This window comes from Krasilnikovia sp. MM14-A1259, from assembly GCF_047159535.1.
Taxonomy (GTDB): Bacteria; Actinomycetota; Actinomycetes; order Mycobacteriales; family Micromonosporaceae; genus Actinoplanes.
In genome coordinates this window covers 2,676,423-2,694,991 of sequence record NZ_BAAGAJ010000002.1, presented here as the reverse complement: position 1 = coordinate 2,694,991, position 18,569 = coordinate 2,676,423, and the positions used below count along the sequence as shown (strand labels likewise).

Sequence of the window (18,569 nt, the reverse complement as noted above, 5' to 3'; positions counted from 1 at the left end):
CATCGAGATGTCTCGATACTGCGGGCAGGGCGCCACCATCCCCGAAAACCGGCGCCACTCTCTCACCCCCCTGGGAGGAAAGCCATGCGTATCCCCACCAAGCCGGGCCGGCCGATCGTCGGCCTGGCCGTCGCCGCACTCGTGGGCGGCGCGCTGATCGCGCCGTCGCCGGCTTCGGCCGCTCCGCCCGCCACCGACCCGTCCTTCGCGGTGTCCGCGCTCGCCGGCACCCTCGACGCGCGGTTCGGCGAGCGCGCCGCCGGATCCTACGTGGACGAGGACGGTGCACTGGTCGTCGACGTCACCGACGCCGCCACGGCCGCACAGGTCCGGGCGTCCGGCGCGACCCCCCGGTACGTCCGCCACAGCGGCGCCACCCTGGCGGCGGCCGGCGCCACCCTGCGGTCGACGCTCACCACCCCCGGCACCGCGTACGCGGTCGACCCGGTCGGCAACCAGATCGTGGTCAGTGCCGACGCCACGGTCACCGGCGCCCGGCTCGCCGCGGTCCGGGCGATCGTCGCGAAGCTCGGCGACCGGGCCCGCCTGGAACGGCTGCCCGGCACGCTGAGCACCACCGTCGCGGGCGGCGACGCCATCTACACCGGCGGGGCCCGCTGCTCGCTCGGCTTCAACGTCCGCAGCGGAAGCACGTACTACTTCCTCACCGCCGGGCACTGCACCAACATCGGCGCGACCTGGACGGACGGCTCGACCACGCTGGGCACCCGGGCTGGCACCAGCTTCCCCGGCAACGACTACGGCATCGTCGCGTACACCAACGGCAACGTCGCCCACCCCGGGGCGGTCGGCTCGCAGGACATCACGTCGGCCGGCACCCCGGCGGTGGGCTCGACCGTGTACCGCCGGGGCAGCACCACCGGCATCCACTCCGGCCAGGTCACCGCGCTCAACGCCACGGTGAACTACTCGCAGGGCACCGTCACCGGTCTCATCCGTACGACGGTGTGCGCCGAGCCGGGAGACAGCGGCGGCTCCCTGTACGCCGGCACCACCGCCCTGGGCCTCACCTCGGGCGGCAGCGGCAACTGCTCCTCCGGCGGCACCACGTTCTTCCAGCCGGTCGTCGAGCCGCTGAGCGCGTACGGGGTGAGCGTCTACTGATCCGCAGAGGGGGTCCCGCCAAGCGGCGGGACCCCCTCTGCGCGTGTACCGTGCACCAGCAACCACAGTCGACGGAACCCGCCGGACAAGGAGCCGCCGCATGACCGCCGAGACCCCGGTCGAGTCGACCCGCAAGGTGGCCCGCGGCGGGCCGCCCCCCGGCTGCCCGGCGCACGCCGGCGCCGACGCGGTCTGGCAGGTGCAGGACTTCGTGACCGCGCGGGCGCTGCTGCGCAGCACCGACACCCGGCAGGCCGGGTTCAACATCGAGAACGCCCGCAAGCTGGAAGGCCGGATGCGCCTGCCGGTGCTGTACCGCGACGGCGCCGAGCACCGGGAGCACCGCCGCCAGACCGCGAAGTACTTCACCCCCAAGCGGGTGGACACCGCGTACCGGGGGCTGATGGAACGGCTGGCCGAGCAGCAGTGCGACGAGTTGCGCCGCCGCGGTGAGGTGGACCTGTCGCAGTTGTCGTTCCGCCTGGCCGTGGCAGTGGCGGCCGAGGTCATCGGGCTCACCGAGGGCGGCGCGGGGATGGCCGGGCGGCTGGAGCGGTTCTTCGCCGAGCAGGGCGGCACACCGGGCTGGCGCAATCCCGGCGCCGTGCTGCATCAGGTGCGCGGCAACGTCAACCTCGGCCTGTTCTACTGGCTCGACGTACGTCCCTCGATCGTGGCTCGGCGCGCCGCGGGCCGCGACGACCTGATCTCCCACCTGCTCGGCGAGGGGTGCTCCGCGAGCGAGATCCTCGGCGAGTGCGTCACGTTCGCCGCCGCCGGGATGGTGACGACCCGCGAGTTCATCACGCTCGCCGCGTGGCACCTGCTCACCGACGAGGACCTGCGCCGGGCGTACGCCGAGGGCGACGAGCCGCAGCGGGTGGGCATCCTGCACGAGATCCTGCGCCTGGAGCCGGTGGTCAGCGACCTGTACCGGACCACCACGGCCGAACTGGAGCTGCCCAGCGCGCACGGGCCGGTGACCATCCCGGCGGGGGTCCGGGTGGACATCGGGGTGGCCGCCGCGAACCTCGACGCCGCCGCGGTCGGCCCGCAGCCCGGCGCGATCTGCCCCGGCCGCCCGCTGCCCGACGGGGTGGGCAACGCGGGGCTGGCGTTCGGCGACGGCCCGCACCGCTGCCCCGGCGCGTACATCGCGATCCAGGAGACCGACACGTTCCTGGTCCGGCTGTTCGCCCTGCCGGGGCTGCGGATGGTACGGCCGCCCACGGTCCGTATCCGGCCCGAGATCGCGTCGTACGAGCTGGTCGGCCTGCGCCTACAGGTCGGCTGACCGGGCCGGGCGGCCGTTGCTGGCGACCAGGCGGCGCGCGTCCTCGGCGGCGGCCCGGGCGTCCGCCGCGGCGAGCGCCGCGTTCGCGATCACGGCCTTTGTCGCGCCGATCGCCTTCTCCGCGTCGGTGACCACTTCCCCCATTCGTTCGATCAGTGCCTCGCTGCGCTCCGCGAGCAGGGTGAGCCGGCTCATCAGCAGCTCACTCTGCCCGAGCAGGCCGAGCACGCGGACGGGCACGGTCGCGAGGGACGCGGCCGACTCGATCACCTGTCCGGCTGCGGCGCGGGCGAGGTCGGCAAGGACGCCGGGCGTCGGGAGGGCGAGGGCCATGGGCTCATTGTGCGCGTACCTAGAGTGATGCTGTCCGTGCCGACGGTCGAAAGTTTGGGCCGATTTTCCCGCCGCGGCCGTTAGGGCAGGCCAGGAGGGCTGTGGACACGGCAATATGCAGGGGTGCGACGTATCTGGGTTTCCGCTGTGGCGGCGGTGGTAATTCTCGGAGGTGCCGGTTTGATCGGCCTCGGCATGCGGCAGGGTGGTGTGGGAAAAGTCTTGCCGGTTGCCGGCACTTTCGGTGATACGCCGGTCACTCCAAGTTCAGAGCCCGAGGCCACTCCGGCCGGTCCGAGCCCCGAGGAGCTGGCCCGGCAGGAGCACGCGCGCCGGGTGAAGGCGCTCACCGTGGCCCTGACGAAGTACGCCGCGACCGTGCCTGAGTTCTCCGTCGCGGTGCTCGACCGCAGGACCGGCCAGCGGTACGCGTTCCGCGGCAGCGAGCGGTACGAGACCGCGAGCGTGGTGAAGGTGCAGGTTCTGGCGTGCCTGCTGCTCACCGCGCAGGACGCCGACCGTGCGCTCACCGCCAGCGAACTGTCCCTGGCCAAGCGGATGATCCGGGCCAGCGACAACGACGCCACCACCGCGCTGTTCAACCACCTGGGCCAGGCCGGCGCGATCGGCGCCTGCAACAAGCGGCTCGGGCTCACGCAGACCAGGGTGAGCGGCTCCTGGGGCCTGACCCGGACCACGGTCGACGACCAGGTCAAGCTGCTGGGCAAGCTGGTCGACAAGAAGGGCCCGCTGGACGCCCGCTCGCGCAAGCTCGCGTTCGACCTGATGAGCACGGTCCAGCCGGACCAGGACTGGGGCGTGCCGGTCGTGGCCCGGGCCGGCGAGATCCCGACCGTGAAGAACGGCTGGCTGCCCCGATCGACCGAGGGCAACCGGTGGATCATCAACACGGTCGGCCGGGTCACGGACGCCGACACCGACGTCTCCGTCGCGGTGCTGTCCCACGGGCACGGCAGCATGCCCGCGGGCATCAAGGTGGTCGAGAAGATCGCCAAACTGACCCGGCTGCACCTCAGGTACTAGGAGCGTCCGCGCTCGAGGCATCCGTGGGGTCCCGGGCGGCCCGGCGCCGGTTGACCAGGCTCACCGTCTGGGAGACCAGCAGCACCAGGAAGATCGCGGCGAGCAGTCCCTGCCACGGCTCCGGGAAGATCGAGCCGCCCGCCACGCCGATCCCCGCGTACAGCACGGCCCACAGCAGGCAGGCCGGGGCGTTCGCCACCACGAACGTGCGCCAGCTCAGCCCCAGCACGGCCGCCGCCAGCAGCACCGGCACCCGGCCGCCGGGGACCAGCCGGGACACCAGCAGGACCGGCACCTGACTGCGTTGCAGGCGGTCCTTCACCGGGGACAGCCGGTCCTGGTCGCGCAGCCAGCGCAGCCGCCGGGCCAGCTGCTCGCCGCCGGCCCGGCACATCGCATACATGACCAGGTCGCCCGCGTACGCCCCGGCCGCGCCCACCGCGACCACCAGGACGACCGTGAGCGGGTGGGTGTGCATCGCCAGCACCGCCGCTCCGCTGACCGCCGCTCCGGTGGGCACCACGGGCACGATCGCACCGAACGACACGACCAGGAACAGCCAGCTCAGGGTGGACAGGGTGCCGATCACGCGCCCGGGCCGATCGTCAGCGTCTCGCCGTGGGCCAGGACCCGGACCCGGGTGTCCGGGCATTTGTGCGCCGCGTGCCGGGCGAACGCGTCGCCAGGCTCGTGGAACATGTGCTTGCGGACCCGGCTCAGCCCGACCGGCCAGAACGTGCCGTAGTGCACCGGCACCGCCCACGCCGCCTGGACCAGCCGCAGCGCGTCCGCGCCCGTCGAGGCGTTCAGATGCTTGTGCGGGTCGAGCGTGGGGCCCCAGCCGCCGACCGGGACCAGCGCCAGATCCAGCGGCCCGAACGCGGTCATCCCGTCGAACAGCGTCGTGTCGCCCGCGTACCAGGTGCGGGCGGCGCCCTCGACGACGAAACCCAGCGCGATCGCCCGGTGCCGCGACCAGGGCGCCCGGCCGCCGTCGTGGGCGGCCCGGACCGCGCGGACGGTCACCCCGCGCACCGTGGTCTGCTCGCCGGGCAGCAGCTCGATGCAACGGTTCGCGTACCGGCTGCCCAGGCCGCGGGCGATCAGTTCGGTGGCGCCGCGCGGCAGCACCAGCAGCGGATCGCCGGGCACCGCGCGCAGCGACGGCAGATGGAAGTGATCCGCGTGCAGGTGCGACAGCAGCACCGCGTCGGGGGCGTGCGCCAGCCGCGGCGTCGGCCCGGTCAGCCGGCGCAGGTGGGCCAGCCGGTCGGTCAGCACCGGGTCGGTGAGCAGCGCGACCCCCGAGTCGGTCAGCCACATCGTGCTGTGGCCCCACCAGGTGACGCTCGTAGCACCCACGAGGACACCGTACGTGACAGGACGCCCGGACGTCCCGCACCGTCCGAGTCGCCCGGATGATCGTCCTGCTGCAGACTGACTGACATGGTGGGCCCCCGATCCGCTGTCGTCGTCAACCCGGTGAAGGTCCCGGACCTGGACCTGCTGCGCCGTACGGTCGGTGCCGTGCTGGCCCGCGCGGGCTGGCCGGAGCCGGAATGGTTCGAGACCACCCGCGACGACCCGGGCTTCGGCCCGGCCACCAAGGCGGTCGAGAACGGCGCCGACGTGGTGTTCGTGTGCGGCGGCGACGGCACGGTCACTGCGTGCGTGACCGCGCTCGCGGGCACCGACGTGGCGCTGGCCGTGCTGCCCGCCGGTACGGGCAACCTGCTCGCCGCCAACCTGGGGCTGGACTCCGACGCGGCCGCCGCCGTGGAGGTGGCGGTGCAGGGCGCCCGGCGCCGCATCGACGTCGGGGTCGTCGGCGACCGGTGCTTCGTGGTGATGGCCGGGATGGGGTTCGACGCCCAGATGCTGCAGGGCACGTCCGAGGCGGCCAAGAAGCGGGTCGGGTGGCTCGCGTACGTGGGCGGGGCGGTCAAGCACCTGCGGGACCGGCCGATGCCCCTGCTGGTCTCCCTGGACGGGGGACCGCCGATGCGGCGGCGCTCCCGTACGGTCATCGTGGGCAACGTGGGCCGCCTGCAGGGCGGGGTCAAACTGCTCAGCGCCGCGGACCCGGCCGACGGGCGCCTCGACGTGGCCATCCTCAGCCCGGACACGCTGCTGCACTGGGCCGCCCTCGCGTGGGGCGTGGTCCGCGGACAGCCGCGGGTGCCGTCGATGGAGACGTACTCGGCGCGGCGGGTCGAGATCCGCAGCGGGCGCCCGCAGCCGCGCCAGCTCGACGGGGATCTCATCGCCCCCGGAACGGGCATGTCGATCTCGGTACGGCACAAGGCCCTGCTCCTGTGCGTCCCGCAGCCCGCCGGCGACCCCGACCTCGCATACGGCGCCGACGCCGTGCGCGGGGACGGCGAGGGCGGCCGGTGAGCTCGGCGGAGCCGGTCCCCGAAACCAGGACGATGCCGGGCGACGAGCTGTCGGCCGACGACGCGTTCCTCGCCCTGCGCCGCTACGGCCGCTGGCCGCTCGTGCGCGACGCGTTCATCCGGTTCCGGTACGGCGACGGCTTCAGCCACGCCCGCGCGTTCGCATTGCAGCTCTGCCTGGCCGTCGTGCCGTTCCTCATCGCACTGTCCGGACTGGCCTCGGATCTCGGCGCCGAGGAGGGCGGGCAGGTCGTCGCGGACACCGTTCTGGCGCTCACCCCGGGCGCCAGCGAGCCGCTCGTACGCGACCTGCTCGGCGACGACGACCGCATCGCGCACGCCGGCGAGCTCGCCCTGGTGCTCGGCCTGCTCACCGGCCTGGTCGCGCTCACCACGGCGATGGCCCAGGTGGAACGCGGCGCCAACCGCATCTACGGTGTGGAACGCGACCGGCCCGTGCTCGCCAAGTACGCCCGCGCGGCGGTCCTGGCGCTGGTGGCCGGCCTGCCCGCGCTCACCGGGTTCCTGCTCCTGGTGGCCGGACGCGCCGCGGGCGACTCGTTGAGCGATCACTTCGGGTGGACCGGCGCCGCGCGGCTGGCCTGGACGATCGGGCGCTGGCCGGTCAGTCTCGGGCTCATCGTGCTCGCCGTCGGCCTGCTGTTCCGCCACACGCCGCGCCGCAGCCAGCCGGCGCTGTCCTGGCTGCTGTTCGGCGCGACCGTCACCACGGTCCTGTGGTGGGTGGCCAGCCTGCTGCTTGCCGGCTACGTCCGGGTCAGCGGCGGCTTCGGCGCCACGTACGGCCCGCTCACCGCGATCATGGGGCTGCTGCTGTGGGCCAACCTCACCGGTGTGACGTTCTTCCTGGGGCTCGCGTTCGCGGCCCAGCTGGAGGCGCGCCGGGTCGGGGTGCGCCGCCCGGCGCAGGACGACAAGTGGGAGCCGGCCGACGAGACGCCGCGGGTGCCGGCTCCCCGCGACGGCGGTGTACGCGACGACGCGACCGGGTAGAACCGGGCTCACCACCGAACCGGAAAGCGAGCCCCGACCGTGACCCAGCACGACACCCGCCAGCCCCGGCCCGCCGACGGGCAGGACCGCGTCCGCGGGCGGGCGGGGTGGGCGCCACTGGGACTGTTCGCCGAGCGCAGCGTGCTGGGCCTGCTCGCGGTGGTCGCGATAGGGCTGGGGTTCGGCACGGTGCTGCTGCTCGTACGCTTCCACTGGGCACCGCTGCAACGCCTCGACCACGGGGTCGCCGAAGGACTCAACCATCTCGTCGCCCCACACTCCGACCTGGTGTCCGCGCTGACACAGGTGTCCGGCTTCGGTGGCCGCCCGTTCATGCTGTGGCTGGTCGTGCTGGCGGTGCTCGTGCTGCTCATCCGCCGCCGGCCCCGGCTCGCGATCTACCTCGTGGTGGCGAGCACCGGCGCGTTGCTGCTCGACCCGTCACTCAAGACACTCGTCGGCCGGGTGCGCCCCATCGTGGACGTACCGGTCGCCGCCGCGCCGGGCAACAGTTTCCCGAGCGGGCACGCGCTCGGCTCCATGGTGGTGTACGGCGCCCTGCTGCTCGTCTTCCTGCCCGCGGTGCGCCGCGGTGGGCGCCCGTTCCTGGCCGCCGGGGCCGCGCTGATCGTGGTCTCGATCGGGGTCAGCCGGGCGGCGCTGGGCGTGCACTACCTGTCCGACGTGGTGGCGGGTTGGCTGCTCGGCGCGGCGTGGCTGGGCGTCACCGCGTACGCGTTCCGGGTGTGGCGGCGCGAGACGGGACGCGCGGTGGAGCCGCTGGAGGAGGGTCTGGAACCGGAAGCCGCCCCGCAGTTGCGCCCGGCGCCCGCGGAACGGCAGGTGCTCCCGCATCCCTGGGCCGGGGCCGCGGAGATCGTCGTCGGCTGGGTGCTGACGTTCGGGCTGGCGTACGCGCTCGGGTACGCCGTCACCCACCTGACCGCCGGTACTCCGGTGGCGTCGTTCGACGACGGCGTGCCCCGATGGTTGCAGTCCTTCCGTACGCCGGGCCTCGACCACCTCAGCCACCTGTGGAGCAAGGCCGGTGACACGCATGCCATCCTCGCGATCAGCCTGGTGTTCTGCGCGCTCGCGATGGCGTTGTGGCGGCAGTGGCGGCTGGTGCTGTTCCTCGCGCTCACCATGGCCGGTGAACTGACCCTTTTCCTGGGCACCGCGGCGGCCGTGGACCGCCCCCGGCCGCCGGTCGCCCAGCTCGACGGCCCCATGCCCACCTCGTCGTTCCCGTCCGGGCACATCGCCGCGACGCTGTGCCTGTGGACGGCGATCGCCCTGGTCGCGGTGCCCCGGATCCGGCAGTGGTGGCGCTGGGTCATCGTGGTCCTGGCCGTGATCATGCCGGCGGGGGTGGCGCTGTCCCGGATGTACCGCGGCGAGCATCACCCCACCGACGTGGTCGGGGCGATCATGCTCACGGCGGGCTGGCTCGGCGTCCTGATGTGGGCGGTCCGGCCGAACGCCGACCTGCGCACCGCCACCCAGGCCGCACGCGACGCGGAGCAGCGCCGCGGGTGAACCACGTCAGTCCGCGACCGCCACCACCCGGTCGCGGCCGCCCCGCTTGGCCGCGTACAGCCGGCGGTCCGCCTGGGACAGCAGGCCCGAGGGGGTGCCGACGCCGTCGAGCGTGGTGACCACCCCGATGCTCGTGGTCACCGGGACCGTACCGGTGATCGGTTCCCAGGCGTGCGCCCGGATGCGCAGCCGCAGCCGCTCGCACCGCTCGGCCGCCTCGGTCTCGCCCACCCCCGGGAAGACGAGCAGGAACTCCTCGCCGCCCATCCGGGCGGCCATGGCCGGGCCGTCCGCGGCCTCCTGCAGCAGCTTCGCCACGTGCTGCAGCACGGTGTCACCGGTGTTGTGGGACAGCGTGTCGTTGATCCGCTTGAAATGGTCCAGGTCCACCAGCGCCAGCGACACCGGGGTACGCCGGCTCGCCGCCTCCCGCAGCAGCTCGGGCAGGCGCTCGTTGACGTACCGTCGGTTGTGCAGGCCGGTGAGCGGGTCGCGGTGCGCCATCTCCCGGAAATGCTCCGTGGCCCGGCGCGCCTCGGCCGCCTCGAACACCGCCTGCAGCGCCCGGGCCCGCGCCTCCCGCTGGGCGGAGTGCAGGGCGGTCGCCTCCGCATGGAACGCGCGGTGCTCCTCGTACGCCTCCGCGTGGCGGCCGGTCGCCGCGTACAGCGCCGCCTGCTCCTCGCGGACCTGCGCGCGCACCGCGGCCAGTTCCCGCTCGTCGCACATCCGCAGCGCGGCGTCCAGCGCCTCCTGCGCCGCGCCGTACCGGCCGGCCCGGCGGCGAGCCTCGGCGAGCGTCAGGCGGCACATGGCGATCGCGTCGCCCTCGTTGCCCAGCACCGTGGACTGCTCGGTGTCGAGCACGGCGTGCAGCGTCGACTCGACCGCCGCGTACCGGCCGCCCATGATCTCCACCCGGGCGATCGTATCCAGCTCGTTCGCGCTGAACTGCCGCGAGCCCCGGGACTGCACCTCACGCATGTGGTCGATCAGGTCCCGGGCGGCCGGTTCGTCCTCGTTCTCGTACGCGGTGTACGCCATGTTGTTGAGGATGAACAGCGTCAGCTCGTCGTCGCGGATCGCGGTGGAGATGTCCAGCGCCTCGCGGAAGCGGCGGTCGGCCTCGGCGCTGGATCCGCTCTCGTCCAGCGCGACCGCCAGCGACTGCAGGTGCCGGGCGCGGATGGCCGGGGGCACCTGTTCGTCGAGGTGCGCGACGCACTGCACGGCGTGGGTCAGCGCACCCGACACGTCGCCGACCTGCCGGTAGAAGATGGCCAGCTCGCGGTGCGCCCGGGCGAGCAGGTACTCGCTGCGGTTCTCCCGTGCCCAGGCGAGGATCTGGTGCACCGCCCGGCCGCCCTCGGCGGAGCGGCCCTCCCGCAACATCACCGAGATGCGCAGCAGCCGGGCCCGCTGGACCAGCTCCTGCGCGCCGAGCGCCTCGGCCCGCCGTTCCACCTCGGCGGCCGGGCCGGGCAGCGCCCGGAACTGCGACCCCGGCAGGCTCTCCAACTCGGCCACGAGCGCGGCGAGCGTGGCACGCTCGTCGTCGGCCAGCACTGGGCTGGCCGGCACCGCCGCTTCCGTGGTCACCGTGAGCGCCTCCGTCGTGGGTTGGTCAGGTTCACGATCGGTGCGAGGCGGTGGTTGTTGAGGTCCCGGTCGGGTGCAGTTCAGTTGCACAGGTCCGGCTCAGCGGCGCTGTGTGCAGACCTGTGGCGAGGCGGCGACGTGGTCGACCGTGTAGACCACTGCCACGGTGAAGCAGTAGTTCTCGCGCTCGTTCAGGCCGTACACGACGTAGTTGGTGGTGCCGGCCGGAAGCTGCTGGAACGCGCGCTGCTCCTGGCCGGTGCGCCCGCCCGAGATCAGCACCGGGCCCTCGGCGCCGGCCGGATACCCCCACTGCAGGGACACGCTGTCCCGATTGTCCCGTAGCCGGACGTTCTCCGGTGCGCCACCGGGCGCGGACGGCGCCGCCGGGGACGCGGTGGCGGCCGGGGTCGCCGCGGCCGGGCCGGCGGCGCTGCCTGCGGGGGCGTCGCGGGCAGCGCGCGGCAGCGCGGCGGCCACCACGACGCCGGCGACGGCGATCCCGGCCACCAGCACGGCGGCCAGCGCCATCCACCGCCGGGAGCGGGCCGGTCCGGGCCGCGCGATGGGTACGGGCAGCCGCCGGTCCGCGACCAGGCTGGTGCCGGGCCCGGTGACCGTGGTGGCCCCGGCCGTGGCGTGGGGTGGTGGCGGGATGCGCACCGGCTCCGGATGAGGCGGCGGGTACACCACGGCCGGTCGCCAGCCCGCCGGCGCGGGCCGTCCACCCGGCCCTGCGCCGGGGTCCGGGAAGGCTTCTGTGGCGGGTGGGGTGCTGGGGTCCGCAAAGGGGCCCGCGGTGGGCGAGGCGCCGGGGCCCGGGAAGGGGCCCGCGGCGGGTGAGGCGCCGGGGCCCGGGAAGGGGCCCGCTCCCGGCGCGGCAGCGGGCGCCGGGGAGGCAGGTGGCAGCGGGACGAATCGGGGCGGGTCGGCGGGTGGCGGGGCGACGGTGGGCGGTCGCGGGGCGAATGCGGTCGGCGGCTGGTCAGGCACGGGCGGCACGAAGCGGGGCGGGTCAGCCGGGGGCGAGGCGACCGTGGGCCGACGGAACCGTGGCGGATCGAACGAGGTTAGCTCAGACAATGCGGGTGGGGTCGTCGCGGCGGCCTCCGGGGGGCCGGGCGGGCGGTCGCTGCTCCGGCCCGGCCAGGACGGCGCCGGCAGGTCAGTGAGGGTGTGGCGCCCGGCGGGACCGTCCGGCGGCGACAGTGCGGTCACTGCGGGGACGGTGCCGGGCACGGTCGCCACGCCGGGGGATGGGCCACCGGGAACGACCCCCGGCCCGTCCAGGAGCGGTCCACCCGGGCGCTGCGGGAACCGCGCCGGGTCGGGTGGCCCGGCCAGCAGGGGGCCGCTGGGGCCGACGGACTGGGCGACCCGGCCGCACTGGTGGCCGCCCGGCCTGTGGGTGAGCGCGCCGACCTGCCGGGCCAGCGGGTGATCGGCGGGCAGGTGGCGGGCGCACAGCTCGCGGGCCAGGCCGAGATGGTCCTGGGCCGCCGCCGCCAGGCCGCAGTCGCGTTCCATCGCGGAGAGGCGGGCGAGCATCTTGATGCCGGCCGGGGCGGTGTCGCCGTGCTCGGCCCGATGCCGGGTCCACGCGTCCGCCAGCCGCGACCGGGCGGCGGTGCACTGCCCGGCGGAGTGCTCGGCGGTCGCGAGGTCGGCCTGGGCGGCCAGCACCCGCGACGAGTCGGGCCCGTCCAGTGTGATCAGTGCACCCACGAGGTCGTGGTAGAGCTGGACCGCCCGGCCGTGGTTGCCGGTCCGCTGCAGCACCGCGGCGTGGGTGGCCGCGGCGGCGATCGTCCGCTCGTCGTGCGGGCCGTGCAGGCGTTCCTCGGCGGCGTGCGCGAAGCCGGCCCAGACCCGGGCGGTGTGCGGGTCGCCGAGGGCGATGAGGATGCGTGCGAGCAGCGCGGCGGCGATCGCGAGGTCGGCGGTGGCGCGCCGCGGGTCGGCGTCGGTCGGGTCGAGCACGTCCGCGAGCACGGCCCGCGCGCCGACAAGATCCCCAGCGGACGTCAGGGACTGCGCGTGCGCGGTGAGTTCGGCCAGCGGTGGGGGCACGTGCCTCATAGTGTCTGCTCGGCGACCCACGGTACAAGACCCGTGGCGCGCCGACCCGAGCCGTCATGCGCAACCTGTGCGGGGTAGAACTCGGATATGACCACCGACGACCGTGCCGCTGAGGTCAAGCGTGAGGTGCTCGTACGCCACCTCGAGGCGTGGGCCCCGGCCGCACTGCACCGGGCCCGCCGAGCCATGTACGTACACGGCTACGCGGATGCCGACGACGGCCTGTCGGCCGTAGCGGCGCTGCGCGTCTTCGCCGAGCTGTCCGATCTGGTACGCGGCCGGGAGCTGACCATGCTGGCGGTCGGCGACGACACCGCCGCCACGGCCCGGCGCCTCGCCACGGTCCAGCAGGAGGCCGGCGGCGCGGCCGGGCTGGCCGTGCACACCGTGGACGGTGGTACGGACGAGCGGCTCGGTGTCGCGCTCGCGGCGGCCGGGGCGGCCCGCGTACCCCTGCTGGGTTTTCTTGATGCGACCGCCGCGACGGCCCCTCCGGCGCTGGCCACCGTGGCCGCCCTGGCCACGGCCAAGCCGGCGGAGGTGCTGCTCGCGCCCGGCGCGCTTGCCGGGCTGGACGCGGACGCGGCCGTCCGTGTGTTCGGTGCCGCGCCGGGCGGCGGGTCGGTGGTGGACGCCTACCGTGAGGCGCTGCGGGGTGCGGGGTTTCCGCTGGTCACCGCGGTGGAGCTGGTCCCGAACGGCGACGAGGGGGAGTTGCTGATCTTCGCGACGGCTGCGGGCAAGAGCCTGGAGGCTTTCAAGGAGACGCTGTGGGCGGTCGACGAGTACGCGGGGGTGCGCTACCGCGACCCCGGCGACCCGGAGCGGCATCTCATCGACATTTCGCTCACGCCGCACCCGGGGCCGCTGCGGCGGGAGCTGCTGCGCCACCTGAGTGAGGCCGGTCCGGCGACCGTGACCGAGCTGCGGACGTTCGCGCTGACCGAGACGGTGTACCGGGCCGCCGACGCGACCCGTGTGCTGCACACGATGCTGGCGGCCGAGGAGGTGACCCGCCGGCCCGAGCACGGCCGGCTCGGCGGGGACGTGGTGATCACCGCGGTCGGCGGGTAGCCCGCGGCAGCGACCACACCCGACGGTGGGTCAGCGTGGCTGCCAGGCGTCCGGGCGGGTGGTCAGCTTTCGCACGTGGGCGGGCATCCGTCCGCTGATCAGCTCGGCGAGGCTGACCTCGTCGACCACCTCGCGGACCGCCGAACGGACCGCGATCCAGAGGCTGGGCAGGTTCTCGGCGGCCCCCGAGTAGGTGGTCTCCTCTGGACGAAGGCCGCGGACACCGGCGAGCGGCCCGTCGACGGCGCGCAGGACCTGCCCGATGGTCACGTCACGCGGGGCCTGCGACAGCGTGTACCCGCCCTCGGCGCCGCGCTGGGCCCGGACCACCCCGGCGCGGCGCAGGTCGGCCAGCACCGCCTCCAGGAACTTGCGGGGCATGTCCTGGTCCTGCGCGATGGCCTGCGCGGACATCAGGTTGGGGTAGGACTGTGCCAGGCTGAGCGCGGCTCGGACCGCGTAGTCGCCACGAGCGGAGATCTGCACGCCCCCATCATGCCGGGTCGGTTCGGGCGGCTTGCACATACCCCATGAATCTGTGGGAATTACGGTGGGCCGGCCTCCGCTCGCGACCGGGCACGGCCACCGCGACGATGGGCCGGTTGTTGGCGGAGCCATCTTCGTGGCGTTCCCGGGTCGTTCGAATTGCACCGGGGGCGTCGGCGCAATCGGGTCGACTGACGATTGGGCTAAAAGCGACATTATGGGCATTGAGGGCGCCTCGTCCGCGGCGGGAAAGAACGGGACGTGGAAGTGTCGTATGTATTATTTGTCCGGTTTCGTGTTCCCTGGCGGAGATTGGGCGATGCCAAATCCTCCCGTATGAAAAAGCGACCCGTGCGGACCGGCAGAGTCCGCACGGGTCGCCCCGGAAATGCGTGTCGCTATCGGCCGGCCAGCAGCCGGTTGACCGCCGTGTCCACGTCCAGGTGTTCGGACTCGCGACCCCGCGGCACGACCACGTAGGTGCGCCGAAGGAAGCGGACGAGGACGCTGCGGGGTACCTCGAACAACGCGTTGCCGTCAGGTGACGACAGCGCGAGGGCGACGAAGTCGCCGCGCGGCGTGGCCCACGGCCACACCCGGACGTCGCCGATCCCGGCGGGCTCGTCGAGCCCGGTGACGAGCAGTTCGCGCGCAAAGGACCAGCTCACGGCTTCCCCACCGGCTGATTCTGCGTGGAACAACACGTGCACGGCGTACGGGTCGGCTGGGTCGTACCGCAGACTGGCGCGCACGGGCAGTGCCGTGGCATCTGGCGCTACGAGCCGTAGCGATGTTTCGACCTCGACGGTCGTTGGACGAATGGTACTCATGGACGAACTCCCCCCGGCACCGCTGCGGGGTCGGTGAACCCCGCTTTCCCATACTCAGGTGATCCCTGTCGTTACGCTCCGCCATACGCTGATCTCACCCAGTAGTGGGAAGACGGTTCCGAAAACCCCTTCGGGCAGGACGTAAAGCGATATCTTGTCCTGTTCTGCCCAAGTACCCGGCTCCGCCCGGCGTCGGGTGGGTCCAGCAGTTGACTTACTCCGGTAACGTCCATTCCTCCCGGGTAGTGACGGGGCACCGGAACACTGGGGGATGAATTGACCAGCAAACCCGGCAGCACGCCGCCGACGGGTCCCGCCGCCGAGCCCGCCCGAAAGTGATCACGATGCCCGGAACCGACCGCGTGAGCGAGGCCCCGCGTACGGACGAGGGTCACGGCCCCGCCGGTCTTCTGCACCGCATCCGGGCCAATCCCAGCGGGCGCGTGGCACTCAAGGTCGGCATCGGAACGGCCGGCGGGCTGGTGTTGGCGATCGGGGTCGCGATGATCCCGCTCCCCGGCCCCGGGTGGGCGATCGTGATCCTCGGCCTGGCGATCCTGGCGCTGGAGTTCGCCTGGGCCAGGCACGCGCTCGAGTTCACGAAGCGGCACGTGCAGTCCTGGACGCACTGGGTCGGCCGCCAGTCGTTGCCGCTGCGCCTGCTCATCGGCCTCGTGGGCCTGCTGTTCGTCGCGGCGGTCGTCTGGGAGTCCGTACGGCTCAGTTTCGGCGTCGACCTGGCCGCCCTGGCGTGGGGCTGGCTCGGCGGTTCGTGACGCGCCGACCCCTGGTTCGCGCCCATGGGCGGGGGTCCGGTACAGTCTGATCGCGTTGCGGGCGATTAGCTCAGCGGGAGAGCGCTCCGTTCACACCGGAGAGGTCACTGGTTCGATCCCAGTATCGCCCACCACCACGTAACAGCAGTTCACAGCAGCGACGGCACCCTTGATCAAGGGTGCCGTCAGCATTTCCGGCGACGACGGATCCTCGGAAGTCAGCGAGCGCGTCCCGCACCGTTTCGTGCGGCCCCGCCGATCCGTGGATGTAGAGGTTCAGCGCCGTGGACGCCTGCTCGTGACCCATGACCTCCCTGACGTCGTTGAGGGGCACGTTGCGCGACACGAGCCAGGTCGCGTACGAGTGGCGGAGATCGTGAAACCGCAGCCCGTTGCTCGCCACCCCGGCGACGTGGGCGATGGCGACTCTCGGTAGTGGACGGTGGCGGGTCGGGGTGGTGCCGACACTCCAGCACGAGATGCGCCTCTGCGTCATCCGTGGGGCGAACCCGCACGCGGGGCCGGCTCATATGACTGTCGGGCAGCTGCCGGCCACGCCGGTTCCGGGCGTGGCGCGGCTTCGGCTTCGCCGTACCGGCGTGCGACGCCCTTGCCCGCGGCCTTGGCGGCGTACAAGGCGTGGTCGGCCTCCCGCAGCAGCCGGTCGACGTCGTGGCCGGGCCCACGCGCGGTGGTGATCCCGATGCTGACACCCACCTGCACCTGGGCGCCCGCGATCGGCACCGGCGCGACGATGCGGGCGAGCAGCCGGGCGGCGATCGCCTCGGCTTCGGCCGGATCGTCCAGGCCGGGCAGCACGACGGCGAACTCGTCGCCGCCGAGGCGGGCGGAGGTGTCGTGGCCGCGCAGTCCGCCGCGCAGGCGCTGGCCCACCGCGACCAGAACGGCGTCGCCCGCGGCGTGCCCGAAGCCGTCGTTGATCGGCTTGAACCCGTCCAGATCGAGCAGCAGCACCCCGGTGTGCACATCCGGGCCCGCCGCGGCGAGCGCCTCGACGGCGCCCGTGTGAAACGCGGTCCGGTTCGGCAGCAGGGTCAGCGGGTCGTGGTGCGCGGCATGGCGCAGCCGCTCCTGCTGCTCGTCGAGGTTGCGCAGCAGCCGCTTGATCGTGAGCAGGCCGAGGAATTGGCGCACCAGGGCCAGCACGGTACCGCTGACCAGCGCCCAGAACAGCACCGGGCTGAGCGCGCCGGTGCGCAGGTACATTCCGCTGACGGCGCAGATGGCGAGCGCCACGGGCACGTACGGCAGGACGAGCCAGAAACCGGCCAGCGCCCGCCGCCCGGAGACGTCCGCCGCGCCTACGCTGCTGCGGCTGGACAGGAAGATGAGCAACCCGGCGATGAGGTACAGCGCGCCGTCACCCGTGGCGTACCAGGGCTTTCCCGCGGTCGCGTTGTGGGTGCTGAGCACCGCCGCCAAGGCGAAGAGAGCCATCGCGGCAGCGAGCAGATGCAGCGCGCGCCCTTGCTGACTGGCGCGGGTACCCGACATCAGGGTAAGGGCCAACGCGGCCGAGATGATCTCGGGCAGCATGATCACGACGAAGGTCGTCTGGGTCCCCGGGGGCAGCGTGGCCGTGGCGGGCGCGATGACGAACTGCCAGGCCAGGGCGAACAGGGAACTGGTGACGATGGCGACGTCGATCGCGTGGGTGATTCCCGCCCTCGCGCTGTGCGTCCGCGGGGCGATCAGGGCGATGCCGACCAGGGTCACCACGCCGCCGATCACCGAGAGCAGGTCGGCAGGACTGGGCTTGCCTGGCTCGAGGCCGAGCACGGCGTACCCGGTGTACAGGATGTACGAGGTTCCGACCAGGCAGGACGCGGCGATGCCCAGCGCCCATCCGGCTCGTTCCCGTCCGATGTGGGCGCGGGCCTGCCGGAGGAAGCCGGCCGGTGCGCAGAGCACGCCAACCGTGATCGGCACGTCCGCGATCACGAGGCCCAGGCGGGTGGAGAGCAGCGGCAGAATCAACTGGAGCGCGACCCCCGCCAGCAGTACGGCGCGGACCGGGGTCATGATCCGACTCCGCAGCTCGTGCACGTCTCCTCCTGGCGCCCTTCTTCCTGTCCATCGACGCCGGACCGCGGGAGCTGAGCGGACTCGGTGTGATCCTTCCTGACGATCAGCCGCGGCGGGGGCGACCCAGCGGCCGCCGAGCTGTCTGCGACATAATCCGGCCCATGCGGGGAAGAACGAAGTTGATCGGGCTCGGCGCGGTCGTGGCGGTGGGCCTCGCGGCCGTGGGCGCGTGGCGGTACGAGGAGCACGTCCAGCGCCAGCCGGACTGGCAGATCCACCACACGGCGGTGCCCGATGCGGCGAAGAAGGTCGACGACGTGCTTGCCCAGTTCGAGCGCGACCACCTCTTCAAGGCCGGCGACTACCTGCACTCGGCCGGCCAGCACCCCGACGTCCAGGTCCTCTCGGTCACCGGGCAGACCCACTGGCAGACCGGCGTGACCCTGGTACTGAAGGTGACGGGTCACGGTGCGGTGCGCGGCTTCGACGACGTGGTGCTCCGGCAGAATGACGTGCCGATCTGCTTTCGCCTGCAGATGGGCCCGGAGAACGACAGCCGCGACGACGACATCGACTGCCCGGCGGGGGCGCCGCTGCCGGTTCCCCCGGACCCGTCGCTGCAGGGCGTGGACGAGCGCCTCCAGCGCGCGCTGAAACCCGTCGGCCCGAACGAGGCCGCCGTCCGCGCCGCGGTGGCCCGACTGAACCTCGACCCGGCCATCCATCAGGATTTCGCCGTTCAGGACGGCATCGTCGGGGTGGCGCTACGCGCCAGTCAGTACGACTGCGTCGTCGCTCGCGTCGCTGCCCGGGGCGACGTGACGCTCTGGCGGCCGTCGCACACCCAGCTGGCCCCGGGCGAGCTGGACTGCTCGGCCGGCCTGGCATTGAGCAGCGAGTTCAACACCTCCCCCCACTGAGACTCTGCCGGTCT

General features: G+C 73.2%; 17 protein-coding genes, 1 tRNA gene and 1 pseudogene. 10 read left to right on the top strand and 9 right to left on the bottom strand.

Going from position 1 to position 18,569, the window contains the following annotated elements; all coding sequences use genetic code 11:
* Nucleotides 1-84 precede the first annotated feature (84 nt).
* Both ACMCNK_RS11905 and ACMCNK_RS11900 read left to right on the top strand, forming a co-directional pair.
* Nucleotides 85-1,125: a S1 family peptidase gene (locus ACMCNK_RS11905; RefSeq protein ID WP_412736459.1), complete on the top strand. Its 1,041-nt coding sequence runs from the start codon at nt 85-87 to the stop codon at nt 1,123-1,125.
* Between the two features lie 100 nt (nt 1,126-1,225).
* A complete protein-coding gene (locus ACMCNK_RS11900) occupies nt 1,226-2,419 on the top strand; it encodes a cytochrome P450 (protein ID WP_412736458.1) in 1,194 nt (397 codons plus the stop codon).
* Here the strand turns inward: ACMCNK_RS11900 and ACMCNK_RS11895 are convergent.
* A complete protein-coding gene (locus ACMCNK_RS11895; RefSeq protein ID WP_412736457.1) occupies nt 2,405-2,752 on the bottom strand; it encodes a hypothetical protein in 348 nt (115 codons plus the stop codon). The genes ACMCNK_RS11900 and ACMCNK_RS11895 overlap by 15 nt on opposite strands.
* 336 nt (nt 2,753-3,088) lie before the next feature.
* Here ACMCNK_RS11895 and ACMCNK_RS11890 point away from each other — a divergent pair, with 336 nt between their 5' ends.
* Nucleotides 3,089-3,796 carry a serine hydrolase gene (locus tag ACMCNK_RS11890; RefSeq protein ID WP_412736456.1) on the top strand — a complete coding sequence of 236 codons (708 nt, stop codon included), beginning with the start codon at nt 3,089-3,091 and terminating at the stop codon, nt 3,794-3,796.
* Here ACMCNK_RS11890 and ACMCNK_RS11885 read toward each other — a convergent pair.
* Together ACMCNK_RS11885 and ACMCNK_RS11880 are read right to left on the bottom strand one after the other, a co-directional pair.
* Nucleotides 3,786-4,385, bottom strand: a complete 600-nt coding sequence (locus ACMCNK_RS11885; protein WP_412736455.1) for a DedA family protein — start codon at nt 4,383-4,385, stop codon at nt 3,786-3,788. The two genes, ACMCNK_RS11890 and ACMCNK_RS11885, sit on opposite strands and share 11 nt — an antisense overlap.
* Nucleotides 4,382-5,158 (bottom strand): MBL fold metallo-hydrolase, encoded by a 777-nt coding sequence (locus ACMCNK_RS11880; protein WP_412736454.1) that lies wholly within the window; start codon nt 5,156-5,158, stop codon nt 4,382-4,384. The genes ACMCNK_RS11885 and ACMCNK_RS11880 overlap by 4 nt, the downstream gene beginning before the upstream one ends.
* Before the next feature lie 84 nt (nt 5,159-5,242).
* Here ACMCNK_RS11880 and ACMCNK_RS11875 point away from each other — a divergent pair, with 84 nt between their 5' ends.
* Genes ACMCNK_RS11875 through ACMCNK_RS11865 form a run of 3 tightly spaced genes read left to right on the top strand, consistent with a single transcriptional unit; the run spans nt 5,243 to nt 8,745 of the window.
* Nucleotides 5,243-6,193 (top strand): diacylglycerol/lipid kinase family protein, encoded by a 951-nt coding sequence (locus tag ACMCNK_RS11875; protein ID WP_412736453.1) that lies wholly within the window; start codon nt 5,243-5,245, stop codon nt 6,191-6,193.
* The gene (locus ACMCNK_RS11870; RefSeq protein ID WP_412736452.1) at nt 6,190-7,206 is read left to right on the top strand and encodes a YihY/virulence factor BrkB family protein; all 1,017 of its coding nucleotides are present in this window, start codon (nt 6,190-6,192) and stop codon (nt 7,204-7,206) included. Before ACMCNK_RS11875 ends, ACMCNK_RS11870 begins: the two co-directional genes overlap by 4 nt.
* A 39-nt stretch (nt 7,207-7,245) precedes the next feature.
* On the top strand, nt 7,246-8,745 hold the full coding sequence (locus tag ACMCNK_RS11865; RefSeq protein WP_412736451.1) for a phosphatase PAP2 family protein: 1,500 nt from the start codon (nt 7,246-7,248) through the stop codon (nt 8,743-8,745).
* Between the two features lie 6 nt (nt 8,746-8,751).
* On the opposite strand, the gene ACMCNK_RS11860 is transcribed toward ACMCNK_RS11865, so the two are convergent.
* Both ACMCNK_RS11860 and ACMCNK_RS11855 read right to left on the bottom strand, forming a co-directional pair.
* Nucleotides 8,752-10,344, bottom strand: a complete 1,593-nt coding sequence (locus tag ACMCNK_RS11860) for a diguanylate cyclase (RefSeq protein WP_412736450.1) — start codon at nt 10,342-10,344, stop codon at nt 8,752-8,754.
* A gap of 99 nt (nt 10,345-10,443) precedes the next feature.
* A complete protein-coding gene (locus tag ACMCNK_RS11855; RefSeq protein ID WP_412736449.1) occupies nt 10,444-12,414 on the bottom strand; it encodes a hypothetical protein in 1,971 nt (656 codons plus the stop codon).
* A gap of 96 nt (nt 12,415-12,510) precedes the next feature.
* On the opposite strand from ACMCNK_RS11855, the gene ACMCNK_RS11850 reads away from it, so the two are divergent.
* Nucleotides 12,511-13,497 (top strand): hypothetical protein, encoded by a 987-nt coding sequence (locus tag ACMCNK_RS11850; RefSeq protein WP_412736448.1) that lies wholly within the window; start codon nt 12,511-12,513, stop codon nt 13,495-13,497.
* Nucleotides 13,498-13,527: 30 nt separating this feature from the next.
* Here the strand turns inward: ACMCNK_RS11850 and ACMCNK_RS11845 are convergent, their stop codons facing one another.
* A complete protein-coding gene (locus tag ACMCNK_RS11845) occupies nt 13,528-13,983 on the bottom strand; it encodes an RrF2 family transcriptional regulator (RefSeq protein ID WP_412736447.1) in 456 nt (151 codons plus the stop codon).
* 398 nt (nt 13,984-14,381) lie between these two features.
* Entirely contained in the window at nt 14,382-14,813 is a 432-nt protein-coding gene (locus ACMCNK_RS11840) for an SsgA family sporulation/cell division regulator (RefSeq protein ID WP_130508327.1), read from the bottom strand.
* A 344-nt stretch (nt 14,814-15,157) separates the two neighbouring features.
* Here ACMCNK_RS11840 and ACMCNK_RS11835 point away from each other — a divergent pair, with 344 nt between their 5' ends.
* Nucleotides 15,158-15,589, top strand: coding sequence for a TIGR02611 family protein (locus tag ACMCNK_RS11835; protein ID WP_412736446.1), 432 nt, complete (start codon nt 15,158-15,160; stop codon nt 15,587-15,589).
* A gap of 59 nt (nt 15,590-15,648) precedes the next feature.
* A tRNA-Val gene (locus ACMCNK_RS11830) sits at nt 15,649-15,723 on the top strand.
* Nucleotides 15,724-15,908: 185 nt separating this feature from the next.
* On the opposite strand, the pseudogene ACMCNK_RS11825 reads toward ACMCNK_RS11830, so the two are convergent.
* Together ACMCNK_RS11825 and ACMCNK_RS11820 are read right to left on the bottom strand one after the other, a co-directional pair.
* A pseudogene (locus tag ACMCNK_RS11825) lies at nt 15,909-16,085 on the bottom strand (hypothetical protein); the annotation flags it as partial.
* The gene (locus ACMCNK_RS11820) at nt 16,082-17,656 is read right to left on the bottom strand and encodes a diguanylate cyclase domain-containing protein (RefSeq protein ID WP_412736445.1); all 1,575 of its coding nucleotides are present in this window, start codon (nt 17,654-17,656) and stop codon (nt 16,082-16,084) included. The pseudogene ACMCNK_RS11825 and the gene ACMCNK_RS11820, both read right to left, overlap by 4 nt.
* A gap of 140 nt (nt 17,657-17,796) precedes the next feature.
* Between ACMCNK_RS11820 and ACMCNK_RS11815 the strand changes: the two genes are divergently transcribed.
* Entirely contained in the window at nt 17,797-18,555 is a 759-nt protein-coding gene (locus tag ACMCNK_RS11815; RefSeq protein ID WP_412736444.1) for a hypothetical protein, read from the top strand.
* The last annotated feature ends 14 nt before the right edge of the window (nt 18,556-18,569 follow it).

What these genes read in the sequence shown, in the direction of transcription:
- ACMCNK_RS11840 (WP_130508327.1), bottom strand. Translation starts at nt 14,813, where the DNA reads ATGAGTACCATTCGTCCAACGACCGTCGAGGTCGAAACATCGCTACGG.
- ACMCNK_RS11905 (WP_412736459.1), top strand. Translation starts at nt 85, where the DNA reads ATGCGTATCCCCACCAAGCCGGGCCGGCCGATCGTCGGCCTGGCCGTC.
- ACMCNK_RS11850 (WP_412736448.1), top strand. Translation starts at nt 12,511, where the DNA reads ATGACCACCGACGACCGTGCCGCTGAGGTCAAGCGTGAGGTGCTCGTA.
- ACMCNK_RS11815 (WP_412736444.1), top strand. Translation starts at nt 17,797, where the DNA reads ATGCGGGGAAGAACGAAGTTGATCGGGCTCGGCGCGGTCGTGGCGGTG.
- ACMCNK_RS11835 (WP_412736446.1), top strand. Translation starts at nt 15,158, where the DNA reads ATGCCCGGAACCGACCGCGTGAGCGAGGCCCCGCGTACGGACGAGGGT.
- ACMCNK_RS11875 (WP_412736453.1), top strand. Translation starts at nt 5,243, where the DNA reads ATGGTGGGCCCCCGATCCGCTGTCGTCGTCAACCCGGTGAAGGTCCCG.
- ACMCNK_RS11900 (WP_412736458.1), top strand. Translation starts at nt 1,226, where the DNA reads ATGACCGCCGAGACCCCGGTCGAGTCGACCCGCAAGGTGGCCCGCGGC.
- ACMCNK_RS11895 (WP_412736457.1), bottom strand. Translation starts at nt 2,752, where the DNA reads ATGGCCCTCGCCCTCCCGACGCCCGGCGTCCTTGCCGACCTCGCCCGC.